This is a genomic window from Synechococcus sp. NB0720_010, from assembly GCF_023078835.1.
Taxonomy (GTDB): domain Bacteria; phylum Cyanobacteriota; class Cyanobacteriia; order PCC-6307; family Cyanobiaceae; genus Vulcanococcus.
In genome coordinates, this window is sequence record NZ_CP090898.1 from 2178173 (window position 1) to 2193305 (window position 15133).

The window sequence follows — 15133 nt, forward strand, 5'->3', positions numbered from 1 at the left end:
TGTGCCCTTTGGGGGTGTGGATCCCCCGACTAACGCCGGGACTTGGCCGCATCCCGGGCGGCGTAGGCCGTGACCAGGCGCTGCACCAGCGGATGGCGCACCACATCGGCGGCGCTGAGCCGGCAGACGGCAATGCCCTCGACCCCCTCCAGGACTTGAGCGGCTTCGATCAGGCCGCTCAACTGCCCCTGGGGCAGGTCGATCTGGGTGGGGTCTCCGGTGACGACCATCTTTGATCCCTCCCCCAGGCGGGTCAGCACCATTCGCATCTGGGCGGGGGTGGTGTTCTGCGCCTCATCGAGGATCACGAAGGCCTCCGCCAGGGTGCGGCCCCGCATGTAGGCCAGCGGCGCCACCTCAATGACGTTCTTCTCGATCAGCGCCGCGGTCCGCTCCTGTCCCAGCAGGCTGTGCAGGGCGTCGTAAAGGGGCCGCAGATAGGGGTCCACCTTCTGCTGCAGATCCCCTGGCAGAAAGCCCAGGCGCTCGCCGGCCTCCACGGCCGGGCGGGTCAAGATCAGCCGCTCCACCTTGCGCTCCTGCAGGGCTCGGACTGCCTGAACGGCCGCCAGGAAGGTCTTGCCGGTGCCGGCTGGACCGAGGGCGAAGGTGAGGTCGTGGCGTTCGATCGCCTCGACGTAGGTCTTTTGTTTGAGGGTCCGGGGACGCAGCAGCTTCCCGCTCTGGCTGCGGGCCAGCACCTGTTTCCCCAGCTGCTGGTGCTCCTCTCCGCGGCCCGTATCCAGGGCGGAGAGGGCGGTTTGCACATCCACCTGGGTGATGCCTTGGCCTTCCTGCCAAAGGGGACGCAGCAGTTCCACCAGGCCGGCGGCCCGCTCCAGCTGGGTCGGCCTGCCGCGCAGTTGCAGCGAAAGACCCCGCAGCACCAACGAAGCACCAGTCAGGGCTTCCAGGCGATGCAGGGTCGATTCAGCTTCACCGGCCAGGGCCATGGCGGCGTCCTGGTCGGGAAGGTCGATGGTGAAGGCCGTGAGGCTTTCAGCCCCGGGCATGGGGGAGGGCCTCAGGCTTCAGTTGCTTCTTCAGCGGGAGCCTCTTCGGCGGCAGCGGCGGCTTCTGCAGCAGCAGCGGCCTCAGCAGCCTTGGCTTCGGCAGCTTCCTTAGCGGCCTGCTTGGCAGCAGCCTCGCGGATGGCGGCTTGCTTCTTCTGGCCGACGACCACGGAGGGACGCACTTTCTTCTCGATCAGACCGCCGCGCTCGAGCAGGGTTTGCACGACCTCGGTGGGCTGAGCGCCTTGGGCGAGACGGGCGCGGATGGCCTCGGTGTCGAGACGGGTCTCCTTGGTGCGGGGGTTGTAGAAGCCCAGCTCCTCAAGGGGACGACCGTCGCGGCGTGAGGTGCTGTTGCAGGCCACCAGGCGGAAGCTCGCTTCCCGCTTCTTACCGAACCGCTTCAGGCGGAGCTTGATCATTGTGGCCTTGCCTTGCTGACTGGATAAACGCGCGTTGATTCCCCAGGGAATCGGGCGCAAACGACAACAATACTCTCTGGGGTGACCCCCTAGAGCTGGCCGAAGCCTTTGCGCTTCTTGGCGGGTTTAGGGGCCTTGGGCATCCCGCCGCCACCGCGGCCACCCATTCCCCCCATGCCGGGCATTCCGCCCATTCCAGGCATCCCTGGCATTCCGCCCATGCCGGGCATTCCAGGCATGCCGGGCATTCCGCCACCGCGGGTCATCTGCTGCATGAAGCCTCGCATCTGCTGGAAGTTCTGCAGCACCTTGTCCACATCCGCGGGGGTGTGGCCACTGCCGCTGGCGATCCGGCGCCGGCGGGAGGGATTGGCGGCCAGCAGGTCGGGGTCGCAGCGCTCGGCTTCGGTCATGGAGCCAACCATCGCTTCGATCTTCTTGAGCTGCTCTTCGCCCTGCTTGAGCATCCCGTCGTCGATCTTGTTCATCCCCGGGATCATTTTCATGAGGCCGCCCAGGGAGCCCATGCGCTTGATCAGGCGCATCTGCTTGATGAAGTCCGAGAAGTCGAAGGTGGCTTCCTGGAGCTTCTGCTGCATCTTGGCCACGTCGGCCAGCTCGACCTCCTTCTGGGCCTTCTCCACCAGGGTGAGGACATCGCCCATGCCGAGGATGCGGCTGGCCATCCGCTCGGGGTGGAAGGGCTGGAGTGCCTCGACCTTTTCGCCGGTGCCGATGAATTTGATCGGTGCGCCGCTGACCTTGCGGATCGAGAGGGCCGCCCCGCCGCGGGAGTCGCCGTCGAGCTTGGTCAGCACCGCACCGGTGATGCCCACCTGATCGTGGAAGGCCCGTGTGAGTTCGGCGGCCTCCTGGCCGATCATCGAATCCACCACCAGCAGCACCTCATCGGGCTGGACGGCTTCGCGGATCCGCACCATCTCCTCCATCATCGAGGTGTCGATCTGGAGGCGGCCGGCGGTGTCCACCAGGACGGTGTCGAAGCCTTCGGCCTTGGCCTTCTCAATGCCGGCGGCGGCGATGGCTTCCGGTTTGGCGTCGGTGCCAAGGCTGAAGACCTCAACGCCGATCTGCCCGCCCAGGGTTTTGAGCTGCTCAATGGCCGCGGGCCGGTAGACGTCGGCCCCCACCAGCAGCGCCCTGCGTCCTTTTTCTTTGAGGTGCAGGCCGAGCTTGGCGGTGGCGGTGGTTTTACCGGCGCCCTGCAGGCCCGCCATCAGCACCACCGCCGGAGCGCCCTCTTTGCCGGCAGGGGCCAGGGGTGCGTTCTCGCCGCCCATGGTCTCCACGAGTTGCTCGTGAACGACCTGAATGAATTTCTGGTCGGGGCTGATGCCCCGCACCACCTCTTCCCCTAGGGCCTTCTTGCGGACCTCTTCGACGAAGTCCTTGACCACCGGAAGGCTGACGTCGGCCTCCAGTAGGGCCCGGCGCACGTCCTTGAGAGCACCGTCGATGTTGCCCTCGTTGATGGCCCCCTGACCGCGCAGGTTCTTGACGGCATCTTCAAACCGTTGGGAGAGCTCGTCGAACATGGGGGCGCCTGTGATCGAGTGATCGTAAAAAGCGACCGTCTCGGCAGCGGGTCGGGCGCGTCAGTTCTTGGCGGTGGGTTTGTAGGCCACGAGCTGCCAGCTGCCGTTCCTGCGGCCAAAGATGTAGGTGTTGCGCAGGGTCATCTCAGGAGTCCTGCTCAGGACCTGACCGGTGCTGCTCTTGCGTTCATCGCTGTAGGTCAGGACCACCTGGGCAGCGATGCGGACGGGGGAGCGGTCGCTGACCTTGAAGCCGGTGATGGTGGTCTTGACGGTTTCAGTGGCTCCGCGCTGGCGGTTGGCCTGGCTTTGGCGCTGCAGACGCTGGATTTGATCGCTGCTGGCCAGATCAGCCAGGGATTCGCTGGGGGCTCCACCGGCGAGCACCGCGGCTTTTTCCGTTAACCAGGCCTCCAGTAGGCCCTGCAGTTGGCCGGCACTGGGGTCGGGGGCCTTGAGCGGGAAGGGGGCTTCGAGCGGCGCTGGTGCTGGGGTTTCGGGTTGAACCAGGGCGCTGCTGGCGGCCGTTTCCACCTCACTGACCCGTGGTTTCAGAGCCATCCAGCCGCCGAAGCCAAGGACGAGGGCAGCGACGGCCGCACCAACCGGCAACCCCCAGCTGGGGAGCGCCTGCAGCCGTTCGTTCAGGCCGCCGAGTTGGGGCCATTGGAGATCGGGGAGCCTCCAGCGGGGGCCATCCCAGAGCTCGTCATCGTCCTCCTCGCTCTCCTGCTCCAGCGACTCAAAGCTGCTGGGGCTATCGGAGCTGCCTGAAAGGTCGAAGCTCGGCCAATCGCCGAAGGGGCTGCTGGTCTCGGCGGTCGCTGGTGTCTCGAGGCTGGTCTTGGCACTGAACTGGCGGCCGCGGATGCGGTCCTGTTGATCGATGTAGGCCTGGACATCCCGGTCAGCGAACCAGGCATCGAGGTTGGCGTCGACGTCGATGTCGCGGAATCCCTCGAGCACCTCGCGGGTGAGCCAGTCACGGCAGTAGGCGCAGAGGCGGGCCAGGGGGTCGTCCCCCTGTTCCAGGGCCCACTGCTTCAGGGCGGCATCCGCCCCGAGATCAAAGAGGCGCTCCGCTTCGTCTACCTGACCGAGCAGCAGTTGCTGGCAGGAGAGGAAGACCTCAATGCCCGGCTGGCCGCTGTTCTTCAGGCGTTCGTAGGCCTCGAGAATCCGCTCGGGCTTGCGCTGGGAGAAGCCCGAGGCCGTGAGGGCAAAACTGGCGAGAAAGTCAGCGGTGGCTGAGCCGGCATCGCCCCAGCGGCTGAACAGTTCCACCTGCTCCTGGGCCGTCAGGAACTGACGGATCTGCTTGAAGAACGGCTGGAACTCGCTTTGGGGGAAGGTCAGATCGGCGTGGCCCTCGAGACCGCCCCGTTGCTGCACCAGCTGCTCCAGCAGCGCAATACCCTGTTGGCGCGAGCCGCTGGCGGAGAGATCGCGGCTGATCAGATCCAGCACCCGGTAGGGGAGGAGTTCCTTGAGGTCCTGCTCGAGCTTTCGGCGCTGTTCGGCCTGTTGGCCCATGCGTTGCAGCAGCTGCAGACCCTGCTGCAGGGTCAGGGCGGCCGCCTCATAGCGGCGTTGGTCGCGGTAATCCCGAGCAGTGCCCTGGCAGGCCAAGCCAGCCAACAGGGTCAGGTCGGCTTCGCGGCTGCTGCCCAGGGCGGGTGCTTGGGGTGGCTGAAGCCCGCGGGCGGCGCTGTCGAAGGCCTCCTGGGCTTGGCCGGCCTCCATTAAGAGGAGAAGACCGCCGACCTCACGGGAGGGCGGAATCTCCAGGGCGGCGATGGAACCGTTGGCGTTGTCCGCAATGGCCGTCAGTTCCCGCTCATAGGCCTGGCGGCGGGTTTCGTCACTCAGCAGGTCGGCGCTGGCTTCCAGCAGCTCGGCCCGGGCCTGGAGAGTGTCTTGGGTGAAGCCTTGGTCTGGCGCGCGATCAAGACGCTGCTGCAGGGTTCGCAGCACGCTCTGCCGGTCGGAGCTGGCATTCACGCCGAGTAGGCGGAAGTGGTCGATCGGCAGTTCCAAATTGAGCTCGGATTGGCGGGCGCTAATCGGACGTGACTGTAGGCAGAGTCTTCGGTTTTGGCCGTCCTTCGTGCACCTTTTGGAGATGGACCCCGTACAGTCAGGCCAGCATCAGAGTCCCCGGAGAGCAGGACCTCAGCCATGACACAGGCCGATCTTGGACAGGGCGTCGCCACCAGTGGTGCTCCCTCCTGCTCCGCCGATGTCAATCAGGTCGGCTTGCATGCCGAGCGGCTGATGAATCTCTATCCCTCGACGCCGGCGACGGTGACCCGGGATGAGGGGTTGATGCTCTACCGCGACATGACTCTCGGTCGGCGCTTCGAAGACAAGTGCGCCGAGATGTACTACCGCGGCAAGATGTTTGGCTTCGTTCACCTCTACAACGGCCAGGAGGCCGTGAGCACGGGGGTGATCAAGGCGATGAAGATGCAGCACGACTGGTTCTGCAGCACCTACCGCGATCACGTGCATGCCCTGAGCTGCGGCGTGCCGGCCCGCGAGGTGATGAGCGAGTTGTTCGGCAAGGAGACCGGCTGCAGCAAGGGCCGCGGCGGTTCGATGCACCTGTTCTCCAAGGAGCACCACCTGCTGGGTGGCTATGCCTTCATTGGTGAGGGCATTCCCGTGGCCCTAGGTGCCGCCTTCACCAGCCGCTACAAGCGCGATGCCCTGGGGGATTCCAGCAGCGATGCGGTGACCGCCGCCTTCTTTGGCGATGGCACCTGCAACATCGGCCAGTTCTACGAGTGCTTGAACATGGCGGCGCTCTGGAAGCTGCCGATCTTGTTTGTCGTCGAGAACAACAAGTGGGCCATTGGTATGGACCACAACCGCGCCACCAGTGATCCGGAGATCTGGCGCAAGGCCGCAGCCTTCGGCATGGCCGGTGAAGAGGTGGACGGTATGGATGTCCTGGCCGTTCGCGGTGCTGCCCAGCGTGCGATCGAACGGGCCCGGGCAGGCGAGGGCCCCACGGTGCTGGAGTGCCTGACCTACCGCTTCCGCGGTCACTCCCTGGCGGACCCCGACGAGTTGCGGGCTGAGGCCGAGAAGGAGTTCTGGGCCCAGCGGGACCCGATCAAGCGCTTGGCGGCGCACCTGATCGAGCACAACCTGGCGACCACCGAGGAGCTCAAGGGAATCGAGAAGGAGATCGACGCCGAGGTGGCCGATTGCGTGGAGTTCGCCCTGTCGGCCCCAGAACCCAAGCCCGAGGAACTGACCCGCTACATCTGGGCGGAAGACTGAGCGGCAGCCCTAGAGCCCGTGCAAGCGGGCTTGCTCGCTGGCGGCGCGAAAGACCAGGCCGTGGCGCAGCACCAGCGGCGTGAGCGCGTCGTAGCCGCCGCCGATTACCGTCGCGACCGGGATGTTGCGGCGCAGGCAGCTGTCCAGGACGAGGCGGTCGCGGTTGAGTAGGCCCTGATCCGTGAGGTTCAGCCGACCGAGTCGGTCTTCCCGGTGGGGATCGACGCCGGCGTTGTAGAGCACCAGATCCGGTTGCTCTTGATCCAGGAGAGTTGGGATGAGATCGCCGATTGACTCCAGATAGGCGTCATCCCCCAGACCATCGTCGAGGGCGAGGTCGACGTCGCTCTGTTGTTTGCGCAGGGGGAAGTTGCTGCCGCAGTGGACCGAGAGGGTGAAGACCCGCGGTTCATCGCGGAAGATCGACGCGGTGGCATCCCCTTGATGCACATCCAGATCGATGATCATCAGGCGCTGGACCTGGCCTTCTGCCAGCAGGACCTGGGCGGCGACGGCGAAGTCGTTAAAGATGCAAAAGCCGCTGCCGTGGTCGGGGTAGGCGTGGTGGGTTCCCCCGGCGAGGTGGCAGGCGACGCCGTGTTGGAGGGCCAGGCGGGCGGTCAGGAGCGACCCTCCCACCGCCAGCCAGGTGCGCTGCACCAAGGGGGTTGTGGCTGGCAGGCCGATCCGGCGCTGCTCCGCGGGCAGCAGCTCCCCGCGGGCGAAGGCCTGGTGGTAGCGGCGGCTATGGATCAGCTCCAGTGAGCGCCGCGGCACCGGAAGGGGGGTATGGATCTGCTCCTCCCTCGCCAGGCCCTGCTCCTCGAGCAGGGCACGCAGGAGCTTGAACTTCGCCATCGGGAAGCGATGGCTACTGGGCAGAGGGGCCGAGTAGGCCGGGTGGTAGACGAGCGGCAGGCGCACCGGGGGTGATCAGTCCTCGTCGCCGTCGAACTCTTCGTCGAAGAGGGACTCCCGCAGCAGGCGATCCACCAGCAGCCCCATGTCATCGAGCTGCAGTTGCTGCATCAAGAGCTCGAGCTCCTTGATCACCGGCTCCGAGAGCCGCAGGGTGATCGGAAGGCTGTCCTCTCCGCCGAGCATTGCGGGTAAGCGTTGGTGCGCGAAGTCTGGCGGAAACCGGGCTACAAAGGAGTGCAATCAAGGGATCTCGATGGCTCCGGTTTGGCTGGTGATCTTGTTTTGGTCCGGATCCGTCCACGGCGGCACGGCGATGCAATCCCTGCCGATGAAGACCTTCGCGGATTGTCAGAAGTCCCGCGACATGCTGATGGCCCAGCTCAAGACCAGCCCCGTGAGCAAGAGCAAGGCCCTTAACAGCTTCTGTATTTCCGGCTCGGAGCTGCCCGCAGCGCCAACCCCGGCAGCGACGGAGTCCTAGATGGCGGTGGGCAGGCGGCGGGTGAGGTGACGCAGCTTGCGTAGGGCCTTGAGTTCGACCTGGCGCACCCGCTCGCGGGAGACCTCGAGCATGCGGCCGATTTCAGCGAGGGTGTGGCGCTCCTCCCCTTCCAGGCCAAAGCGCAGCTCAAGCACCTGACGCTCCTGGTCGGTGAGGTGGCTGAGCCAGCGTCCCAGCTGCTCTTGATGGATGCCGCGCTCGACCTGATCGAGGGGCTCGCTGTTGCTCTGATCGGCAATGAGATCGCCGAGGAAGCTGCGCCCTTCTTCTCCGTTCACCGGGGCATCCAGGCTGGAGGTGGTGAGGGCCTGGCGCAGCAGGGAATCCAGCTCATCGAGAGGCATGTCCATCTCTTCCGCAATTTCCTTGCGGCTGGGCATGGCACCGAGCTTGTGGGCCAGCTCAAGGCTGACCTTGCGGATGGCGGTGAGGCGCTCGGAGAGGTGCACCGGCAGGCGGATGGTGCGCGACTGACAGGCGATCGCCCGGGTCATGCTCTGGCGAATCCACCAGAAGGCATAGGTCGAGAACTTGTAGCCGCGGGTGGGGTCGAATTTCTCCACGGCGCGCTCGAGGCCCAGGGAGCCCTCCTGGATCAGATCGAGCAGTTCCAGGCCCTTGCCTTGGTATTTCTTGGCGACGCTGACCACCAGGCGCAGGTTGGCTTTCATCATGCGCTCTTTGGAGCGCTTGCCCACACGCATGATCTTCTTTTCATGCGTTGTATAGGCCTCGCCTTTGTCTTCTTCGGCAAGCCGCATCATCGCTTGCACTTGATTGCCGAGTTCGATTTCTTCCGCGGGCGTCAGCAGGGGCACCCGACCAATGGTTGAGAGGTACCAACTAATCGGATCGCTGCTGCGGCGCCGACTGCTGCTGGTGTTGGAGCTGGTGGCGGCTGCCATAGAGGCTCCTGTTGAAAGGTGGGAAGAATCTCCTATGGCTTTTTTTGAAAGTGCTGGGATTTCAGTAACGCTTCAGCTTTGAGATACGAAAGATCACAACACTTTTGAGACTCAGGTGCACAACTGGCCGCTGCGGATTCTGTTAACAATCCCTGACTTCGTTTTTCTCTCCATCGCGGCCAACATTTCGGCAATCTGATGCGGTGTAGCAGCGCCGATGCCGTGCAGCGTGCTGACTTGCAGCCCGGCGCTGGCGTGGGCCAGGGCTGCCAGGGCGAGCAAGGAACCACTGCAGCCGGCGCCGCTGGCCTGCGCGAGGGCGCCCAGTCCTCCGGCGTAGCCCGCAAGGACATCGCCCAGGCCTGCGCGGGCGGCATGGCTGCTGGCGCTCCTGAGCTGCCAGCGCTCTCCGCTGGGATCCGCAATGACGCTCCGGGCCCCCTTGAGCAGCACGGAGCAGCCGCTCTGCTGGGCCGCCGCCGCGCAGGCCTCCAGCGGCGGCAGTCCGGTGAGATCGGGGAAGAGGCGCTGAAATTCGCCGGGATGGGGGGTGAGCCAGCTGGGGCCCGAGCGGCCTCGCAGCCAGGGAAGGGCGGCGCGCTGGGCGAGGCGGTTGAGGCCATCGGCATCGAGGACCAGTAGGCCAGGGAAAGCCTGCAGCGTCTCCCAGATCGCTGCATCGTCTGTCGTGTTGCCGATGCCCGGGCCGATGACCAGGGCATCGAGCCGCTCCAGGGCTGAGGGGGCGAGCGCGCTGAGATCCAGGTACCCATCGCCGCGGCTGGGCAGCCGGGCGGAGAGCACCGCATGGGGGAGCTGGCTCCAGAGCTGATCGGCGACGGCCACGGGGACGGCGGCCCGCAGGCTGCCGAGGCCACTGGCGCTGGCCCCCAGCAGAGCGAGCAGGGCGGCACCGCGGTAGGCGTCGCTGCCGGCGACGACCAGGAGGCGCCCCCGCTGGTATTTCGAGGCCGCGGCAGCGGGCGTGGGCCAGGGGGCGCCATCGAGGTCGCTGGGGCTCAGGCCCCGGGGCTGCTGCGCGGGCAGTTGCTCCAGTAGAGCCATGGGAAGCCCCAGGTCGATGCGCTCCAGTGCTCCGGTCCAGGCCAGGGCGCTGTCTTGGATGAGCCCCTGTTTGATCAGGCCGATGCTCAGGGTCAGCCCGGCGGTGGCGGCGGTCTGACCCAGGGGCAGGCCACGATCGGCGCAGAGGCCTGTGGGGCCGTCGATGGCGATCAGCCGCTGGGGTTGTTGCCGTTGGCGCTGGGCCAGCAGGGACTCCAGGGCCTCTCCCGGGGGCCGGCTTTGGCCGATGCCAAAGAGCGCATCGATCCAGAGGGCCGGATCACTCGGGTCGGGCGGGCTGCCCAGCTGGGGAATTCCCAGCCAGAGGGCATGGCGCAGGTGGTTCTCGGTGAGGGGCTTGCGCCGTTCAAAGGGAGACCAGAGCCGTACGGGGATGCCTGCGAGCTGCAGCTCCCGGGCGATGACCAGGCCATCGCCGCCGTTGTGGCCGGGGCCGACCAGCACCAGCGCCCCCCGCGCTTGAAGCTCTGGCCAGAGATCGGGGTCCTGCAGCCGCCGGCTGATGGCCAGGGCGGCCTTCTCCATCAGCGCCTCCACCGGCAGGCCGTGCTCGAAGAGCACCTGCTCGAGTCCGGCCATCTGCTGGCCGCTGACCAGCAGGTGCTCGGCGTCGCGTGGGGGCCAACAGGACGAGGCCAAAACAGCACTGACGGCGTCAGTTCCATGATGGAGAGAACAGCCACCGTTGGCATTGGCGCGCTTCTCCGCTGTTCCCGTTGCATCTGAGGCCTCCGTGGCGGCAACGGAGGCGGGGGCGCTGGCGATTGAGCGTCTGCGCCAGTGGCCGGGGGAGCACCGGGTGGCCGTGGGGCTGTCCGGCGGAGTGGACAGCTCCCTGACGGCGGCCCTGCTGGTGGAGGCCGGCTGGGAGGTGGAGGGGCTGACCCTCTGGCTGATGAGCGGTAAGGGCGCCTGCTGCGCCGAGGGTCTCGTGGATGCCGCTGGGGTCTGCGAGCAGCTGGAGGTGCCGCACCACGTGGTGGATTTCCGCGAGCACTTCAAGGAGCAGATCGTTGATTTCCTGGTGCAGGGCTACGAGGCCGGTGTCACACCGCTGCCCTGCTCGCGCTGCAATCGGGAGGTGAAGTTCGGGCCGATGTTGCGCTGGGCCAAGGAGGAGCGGAACATCGATCGGATCGCCACGGGGCACTACGCCCGGGTGCGCCATGGCGATCAGAGCGAGAACGGTCGCCATCAGCTGCTGCGCGGCTTGGACGAGCGCAAGGACCAGAGTTATTTCCTTTATGACCTGCCCCAGGAGGCCCTGGGTCGGTTGGTGTTTCCCCTGGGCGAGCTGACCAAGCCCGACACCCGCCTGGAGGCGGATCGTCATGGGCTGCGCACGGCCCAGAAGCCCGAGAGCCAGGACCTCTGTCTGGCGGACCACCACGGTTCGATGAAGGCCTTCTTGGATGCCTACCTGCCGCCACGGCCGGGGCAGATCGTGCTGGCCGATGGCCAGGTGGTGGGCGAGCACGACGGCATCGAGCACTTCACGATTGGCCAGCGCAAGGGCCTGGGCGTGGCCTGGAGTGAGCCGCTGCATGTGGTCCGCCTGGATGGCGCGATGAATCAGGTGGTGGTGGCCCCCCGCCGGGATGCGGCCCGCGGCGAGGCCGTGGTGGGCGCGGTCAACTGGGTCTCCATCGCGCCACCCACTGAGCCGCTCGATGTGGAGGTGCAGGTGCGCTACCGCAGTGGACCCCAGCAGGCCCGACTGATTCCCCTGCCGGAGACCGATTCCGACCGCGCGGCCGACCGACCGCACCGCTGCCGCCTGGAGTTCGCCGAGGAGCAGTTCTCGATCACCCCGGGCCAGGCGGCGGTGTTCTACGCCGGCGAGATGGTGCTGGGGGGTGGCTTAATTCAGCGCGATCACCAGTAGGGATCGGCGAATTGCGACTGTTTCAGCTCGTTGTCTCTGTACTGAGGATTTCGAGGACTCGGTCTCGGATCCAGGGGAATTGCCGATAGGCCTGCCAGACCTCCTCAAGGTCCACCTTGTCGTAGGCATGGATCAGGAGATCGCGCATTCCTGCCATGCCGCGCCAAGGCAGATCGCTGTGAGCATCGCGCAATTCAGAGCTGATCCGTTTGACGGCTTCTCCCATGACTTCCAGGCATCGGATGAGTGCGTCCTGCAGATAGTCCGTCCGCTCCAGCGCATCGAAATCTGCAATCGGAAATCCCAGGGCACGCTCGATCACCGCAAGGATGTCGTTGAGGGCGTCTTGATCCGATGGGGTCATGCCAGGGGAATGGCGTCTGCCTCGACGCGATCACGCAGGCTTGGTTTGAGGTTGCGGCGACGGATCAGATCGACGCTGTGCTGGAGCAGGGTTTCCAAGTCCTGCTTGAACTCTGCGTGCTCAAAAAGGCTCGTGCCTTGGGGCAGATCAACCAGAAGATCGATATCACTGGTTGCTGTCGCTTCATCGCGGGCCACGGAGCCAAACACAGCGATGTTGGAGGCGCCATAGCGCGCTGCGATCAGCTGCAGTTCTGGAGTGAGGGCCTGAAGTTCTGAAAGCCGCATCTGCTCTGCCGAGCGTGACTTAAGCCTACGGGTTGCCTCTGAATCCTTTCTGCTTGGTGCTCACCAGTAGGGATCCGTCGCCAGCTCCACGCTCAGTTGACCGCTTTTGCTGGCGGGAACGGTGGCGATGCAGGCCCGGATGGTCTTGCCGTTGACGTCGATTTCGCAGGCGCCACAACTGCCGCCGAGGCAGCCCGTGGGGATTGAGAAACCGGCCTCGCGTGCAGCCTGCAGCCAATCCTTCCCCGCACTGCAGCGGGTCTGCTGTCCATTGGGCCACTGGATCAGGACGTCCTTCATGGCTTGAGCAGGGGCTCCAGGTTGACGTGTTGCTCGAAGGCATCGGCGAGGCGATCGAGCAGTGCCTCCCGCTGACGGCTGTGGTGGGGTTGGCGTTCACTAAGCAATGGCAACCCCTTACGCGCCCTGAGCTGGTTGAGCCAGCGCCGCCGCCAGGGGCCACTCTCAAACACACCATGGAGATAGGTGCCGGCGATACGGCCTGAGACCCAGCCCAGGGACTCATTCTCTGCCAGGGTCTCGCACGCTTCGATCGCCTTGGTGGCTCCCCGGTGCAGTTCAAAGCCCTCCAGTAGCGCAGGCTCTGATCCTTGGGGCCATCGCGCCGGACTGCTGCATTGCCGCAGCGCCTTGACCTCTCCAAAGACCGTGCGCAGTGGCAGGAGCCCTAGGCCGCCGTGGCTCGAGCCGGCACCCCCTTCCAGTCCCTGGGGATCAAGCAGTTCGCGCCCCAGCAGTTGCATGCCGCCGCAGATACCCAGCACGGCTCCGCCCTGGGAGGCATAGGCCGAGAGTTGCTCCCCCAGGCCACTGGCCTGTAGGGCCGCCAGGTCCCGCAGGGTTTGTTTGCTGCCGGGCACCACCACGGCATCAGGGCGCCCCAGTTCCTGGCCCGGTGCAATCCAGTTGAGCTGCACAGTGGGCTCAGCCTCGATGGGGTCGAGGTCGGAGAAGTTGCTCAGCGAGGGCAGCTTGAGCACGGCGATCTCCAGCTCGGCCCCGCGTTTGCGGCCGCGGCGCTCCAGCAGATCGAGGGAGTCCTCCGGGGGGAAGAGTTCATCCAGCCAGGGCATGACGCCGAGTACGGGGATGCCGGTGTTGGCCTCGAGCCAGCGGCGGCCCTCATCAAAGAGTTCGCGGCGCCCACGGAAGCGGTTGATCAGTAGACCCCGAATTAGCGGACGCTCGACCGGCCGCAGTAGCGCCAGGGTGCCGACCAACTGGGCAAAGACGCCGCCCCGTTCGATGTCGGCCACCAGCAGGCAGTTGGCCCGCAGGTACTGGGCCAGGCGCAGGTTGGTCAGGTCCCGGGGTTGCAGGTTGACCTCGACCGGACTGCCGGCCCCCTCCAGCACCAGTCGCCCGCCGGGGTGGCTTGCCTTGAGGTCGCTGAGGCCCTGGCGAATGGCGGCCCAGCCGGGGCGGAACCAATCGCGGTAGTAGTGCTCGGCGCGGCAGTTCCCGACCGACTGCCCCAGGTGGATGACCTCGCTGGTGCTGTCCCCCTGGGGCTTGAGCAGCACGGGGTTCATGGCACAGGCGGGCTCCAGTCCCGCCGCCCAGGACTGCAGGGCCTGGGAGTAGGCCATCTCGCCGCCGGCCTGATCCACCCAGGCGTTGTTGCTCATGTTCTGCCCCTTGAAGGGCAGGGGTGTCTCCCCCCGGCGCCGCAGCACCCGGCAGAGGGCGGCCGTCATCAGGGACTTGCCGGCACCGCTGCTGGTGCCCAGCACCATCAAGGGGGTGGGGTTGGGGGCGGGCAAAGAGCGGTAGAGCTGTGGCCGCAACCTAAAACTGACTAGGTGGTGCCAAGATCAACCGTAGTAGTACAGCGAGAGCCAAGGGATGACGTTGGCGATTGAACTGTCTGATCAGCAGGCCAAGGCGCTGGCCGCTGCCGATGAACAGTTGCACGTCAGCGAAGCAGAGTTGGCTGCTGCTGTGGTGCGCGATTTCGTGTCAGAGCCAGCTTCTGACTTTGCGGCGGCCTCTCAGCTTGTGCTTGCCAAAAACAAAGAGCTGTATCGCCGCTTGGCTTGATGCGTTGGTTGACCTTGGCTGAGGTCCTGGCTCTTCACCGCCAATTGATTGAGCAGAGTGGTGGTTCAGAGGGTCTTTGGGATCTGGGCCTTCTCGAATCCGCTCTGGCTCAGCCGTGGTAGAGCTTCTCCGGCGAGGATTTGTACCCGGGTTTTTGGGAGAAGGTTGCCTGTCTGGGCTTCTCTTTGATTCAGAACCATCCTTTCGTTGATGGCAATAAACGCATTGGCCACGCAGCGATGGAGGTCGTGATGGTTCTCAATGGGTTCCAACTCGTTGTGGATGTGGACGAGGCGGAGAGGCTGGTTTTGTCTGTTGCGGAGGGAACTGTGGATCGCTCAGCGTTGTCGCAATGGCTCGTGGAGCATCAGGCTCCTGTTTGATGCTCAGATCTTCTGAAAGGTCACTAAGCCGGTATTGACCAACTGAATCAAGCCAGCGCAGCATTCCGTTGGAGTCGGCTGATGGAGGTGTCGGCCAGTTGGAATCGGATAACTGCAATAGGGCGTCGAGCCTATTGTTTGCCTCTCACAATCTCCTCGTTTCTTGCTCGATGTCGTAGACGGGTCGCCAGTTCAGCATCGCCAACAAGCGCCGCCAAAGCGGCAAGGTGGAGACATACTCCGATCTGCTCATCCAGAGCGGCGGCTCTGAGGTGGATGAGTGCTCCATATCCAATGTTGCTGAAAAAAGAAATTGCAAGCAGGAGGGCACCTGCGATCAGGGTGGCGGCGGCCTGGCGGTCGAGAACGGGTGGGCTGTCCATCACCGTAGCGGCGCCATTCGGGCGTCGTTTCTTGATGCTCTCCGCTATTACCAGTCGGCGGCATCCGTGAACGCACG

The 15133-nt window shown here is 65.4% G+C and carries 18 protein-coding genes; 5 read left to right on the top strand and 13 right to left on the bottom strand.

Translation table 11 applies throughout. The features are described 5' to 3' along the window. Positions 1–29: 29 nt before the first annotated feature. From LY254_RS11500 to LY254_RS11515, 4 genes are all read right to left on the bottom strand, one after another. Positions 30–1013: a PhoH family protein gene (locus LY254_RS11500; RefSeq protein WP_247477267.1), complete on the bottom strand. Its 984-nt coding sequence runs from the start codon at positions 1011–1013 to the stop codon at positions 30–32. A gap of 11 nt (positions 1014–1024) precedes the next feature. Beyond that, positions 1025–1435, bottom strand: a complete 411-nt coding sequence (gene rpsP / locus LY254_RS11505; RefSeq protein WP_010315608.1) for a 30S ribosomal protein S16 — start codon at positions 1433–1435, stop codon at positions 1025–1027. A gap of 89 nt (positions 1436–1524) precedes the next feature. Continuing rightward, positions 1525–2991, bottom strand: a complete 1467-nt coding sequence (ffh, locus tag LY254_RS11510; protein ID WP_247477268.1) for a signal recognition particle protein — start codon at positions 2989–2991, stop codon at positions 1525–1527. A gap of 60 nt (positions 2992–3051) precedes the next feature. Next, positions 3052–5028 carry an IMS domain-containing protein gene (locus tag LY254_RS11515; RefSeq protein ID WP_247477269.1) on the bottom strand — a complete coding sequence of 659 codons (1977 nt, stop codon included), beginning with the start codon at positions 5026–5028 and terminating at the stop codon, positions 3052–3054. A 141-nt stretch (positions 5029–5169) separates the two neighbouring features. On the opposite strand from LY254_RS11515, the gene pdhA reads away from it, so the two are divergent. Next, positions 5170–6279: a pyruvate dehydrogenase (acetyl-transferring) E1 component subunit alpha gene (pdhA, locus tag LY254_RS11520; protein ID WP_247477270.1), complete on the top strand. Its 1110-nt coding sequence runs from the start codon at positions 5170–5172 to the stop codon at positions 6277–6279. A gap of 9 nt (positions 6280–6288) precedes the next feature. On the opposite strand, the gene LY254_RS11525 is transcribed toward pdhA, so the two are convergent. Both LY254_RS11525 and LY254_RS11530 read right to left on the bottom strand, forming a co-directional pair. After that, positions 6289–7203, bottom strand: coding sequence for a histone deacetylase (locus tag LY254_RS11525; protein WP_247477271.1), 915 nt, complete (start codon positions 7201–7203; stop codon positions 6289–6291). Positions 7204–7212: 9 nt separating this feature from the next. Next, positions 7213–7383 (bottom strand): hypothetical protein, encoded by a 171-nt coding sequence (locus LY254_RS11530; RefSeq protein WP_247477273.1) that lies wholly within the window; start codon positions 7381–7383, stop codon positions 7213–7215. A 70-nt stretch (positions 7384–7453) separates the two neighbouring features. Between LY254_RS11530 and LY254_RS11535 the strand changes: the two genes are divergently transcribed. Beyond that, positions 7454–7681, top strand: a complete 228-nt coding sequence (locus LY254_RS11535; RefSeq protein ID WP_247477276.1) for a hypothetical protein — start codon at positions 7454–7456, stop codon at positions 7679–7681. Here LY254_RS11535 and LY254_RS11540 read toward each other — a convergent pair. Next, the gene (locus LY254_RS11540; protein ID WP_247477277.1) at positions 7678–8607 is read right to left on the bottom strand and encodes an RNA polymerase sigma factor, RpoD/SigA family; all 930 of its coding nucleotides are present in this window, start codon (positions 8605–8607) and stop codon (positions 7678–7680) included. The two genes, LY254_RS11535 and LY254_RS11540, sit on opposite strands and share 4 nt — an antisense overlap. Positions 8608–8718: 111 nt before the next feature. Further along, positions 8719–10332: an NAD(P)H-hydrate dehydratase gene (locus LY254_RS11545; RefSeq protein WP_247477280.1), complete on the bottom strand. Its 1614-nt coding sequence runs from the start codon at positions 10330–10332 to the stop codon at positions 8719–8721. Between the two features lie 94 nt (positions 10333–10426). Between LY254_RS11545 and mnmA the strand changes: the two genes are divergently transcribed. Beyond that, the gene (mnmA, locus tag LY254_RS11550; RefSeq protein ID WP_247479897.1) at positions 10427–11578 is read left to right on the top strand and encodes a tRNA 2-thiouridine(34) synthase MnmA; all 1152 of its coding nucleotides are present in this window, start codon (positions 10427–10429) and stop codon (positions 11576–11578) included. A gap of 22 nt (positions 11579–11600) precedes the next feature. Here mnmA and LY254_RS11555 read toward each other — a convergent pair whose 3' ends face one another. Genes LY254_RS11555 through LY254_RS11570 form a run of 4 tightly spaced genes read right to left on the bottom strand, consistent with a single transcriptional unit; the run spans position 11601 to position 13986 of the window. Further along, complete coding sequence (locus LY254_RS11555) at positions 11601–11942, bottom strand: DUF86 domain-containing protein (RefSeq protein ID WP_247477281.1); 342 nt, start codon at positions 11940–11942, stop codon at positions 11601–11603. Continuing rightward, entirely contained in the window at positions 11939–12229 is a 291-nt protein-coding gene (locus LY254_RS11560; protein ID WP_247477283.1) for a nucleotidyltransferase family protein, read from the bottom strand. The genes LY254_RS11555 and LY254_RS11560 overlap by 4 nt, the downstream gene beginning before the upstream one ends. Positions 12230–12289: 60 nt before the next feature. Further along, complete coding sequence (locus tag LY254_RS11565; protein ID WP_247477285.1) at positions 12290–12529, bottom strand: 2Fe-2S iron-sulfur cluster binding domain-containing protein; 240 nt, start codon at positions 12527–12529, stop codon at positions 12290–12292. Continuing rightward, complete coding sequence (locus tag LY254_RS11570) at positions 12526–13986, bottom strand: cobyric acid synthase (protein WP_247479899.1); 1461 nt, start codon at positions 13984–13986, stop codon at positions 12526–12528. Before LY254_RS11570 ends, LY254_RS11565 begins: the two co-directional genes overlap by 4 nt. A 109-nt stretch (positions 13987–14095) precedes the next feature. Between LY254_RS11570 and LY254_RS11575 the strand changes: the two genes are divergently transcribed. After that, the gene (locus LY254_RS11575) at positions 14096–14290 is read left to right on the top strand and encodes a hypothetical protein (RefSeq protein ID WP_247477287.1); all 195 of its coding nucleotides are present in this window, start codon (positions 14096–14098) and stop codon (positions 14288–14290) included. 185 nt (positions 14291–14475) lie between these two features. Next, entirely contained in the window at positions 14476–14673 is a 198-nt protein-coding gene (locus LY254_RS11580) for a type II toxin-antitoxin system death-on-curing family toxin (RefSeq protein ID WP_247479901.1), read from the top strand. Between the two features lie 131 nt (positions 14674–14804). Here LY254_RS11580 and LY254_RS11585 read toward each other — a convergent pair whose 3' ends face one another. Further along, positions 14805–15056 (bottom strand): hypothetical protein, encoded by a 252-nt coding sequence (locus tag LY254_RS11585; RefSeq protein WP_247477288.1) that lies wholly within the window; start codon positions 15054–15056, stop codon positions 14805–14807. Positions 15057–15133: the final 77 nt, after the last annotated feature.

Coding starts and splice junctions, on each gene's coding strand:
- LY254_RS11500 (WP_247477267.1), bottom strand. CDS start 1,013: ATGCCCGGGGCTGAAAGCCTCACGGCCTTCACCATCGACCTTCCCGAC.
- rpsP (WP_010315608.1), bottom strand. CDS start 1,435: ATGATCAAGCTCCGCCTGAAGCGGTTCGGTAAGAAGCGGGAAGCGAGC.
- ffh (WP_247477268.1), bottom strand. CDS start 2,991: ATGTTCGACGAGCTCTCCCAACGGTTTGAAGATGCCGTCAAGAACCTG.
- pdhA (WP_247477270.1), top strand. CDS start 5,170: ATGACACAGGCCGATCTTGGACAGGGCGTCGCCACCAGTGGTGCTCCC.
- LY254_RS11530 (WP_247477273.1), bottom strand. CDS start 7,383: ATGCTCGGCGGAGAGGACAGCCTTCCGATCACCCTGCGGCTCTCGGAG.
- LY254_RS11535 (WP_247477276.1), top strand. CDS start 7,454: ATGGCTCCGGTTTGGCTGGTGATCTTGTTTTGGTCCGGATCCGTCCAC.
- LY254_RS11540 (WP_247477277.1), bottom strand. CDS start 8,607: ATGGCAGCCGCCACCAGCTCCAACACCAGCAGCAGTCGGCGCCGCAGC.
- LY254_RS11555 (WP_247477281.1), bottom strand. CDS start 11,942: ATGACCCCATCGGATCAAGACGCCCTCAACGACATCCTTGCGGTGATC.
- LY254_RS11560 (WP_247477283.1), bottom strand. CDS start 12,229: ATGCGGCTTTCAGAACTTCAGGCCCTCACTCCAGAACTGCAGCTGATC.
- LY254_RS11565 (WP_247477285.1), bottom strand. CDS start 12,529: ATGAAGGACGTCCTGATCCAGTGGCCCAATGGACAGCAGACCCGCTGC.
- LY254_RS11570 (WP_247479899.1), bottom strand. CDS start 13,986: ATGGTGCTGGGCACCAGCAGCGGTGCCGGCAAGTCCCTGATGACGGCC.
- LY254_RS11575 (WP_247477287.1), top strand. CDS start 14,096: ATGACGTTGGCGATTGAACTGTCTGATCAGCAGGCCAAGGCGCTGGCC.
- LY254_RS11585 (WP_247477288.1), bottom strand. CDS start 15,056: ATGGACAGCCCACCCGTTCTCGACCGCCAGGCCGCCGCCACCCTGATC.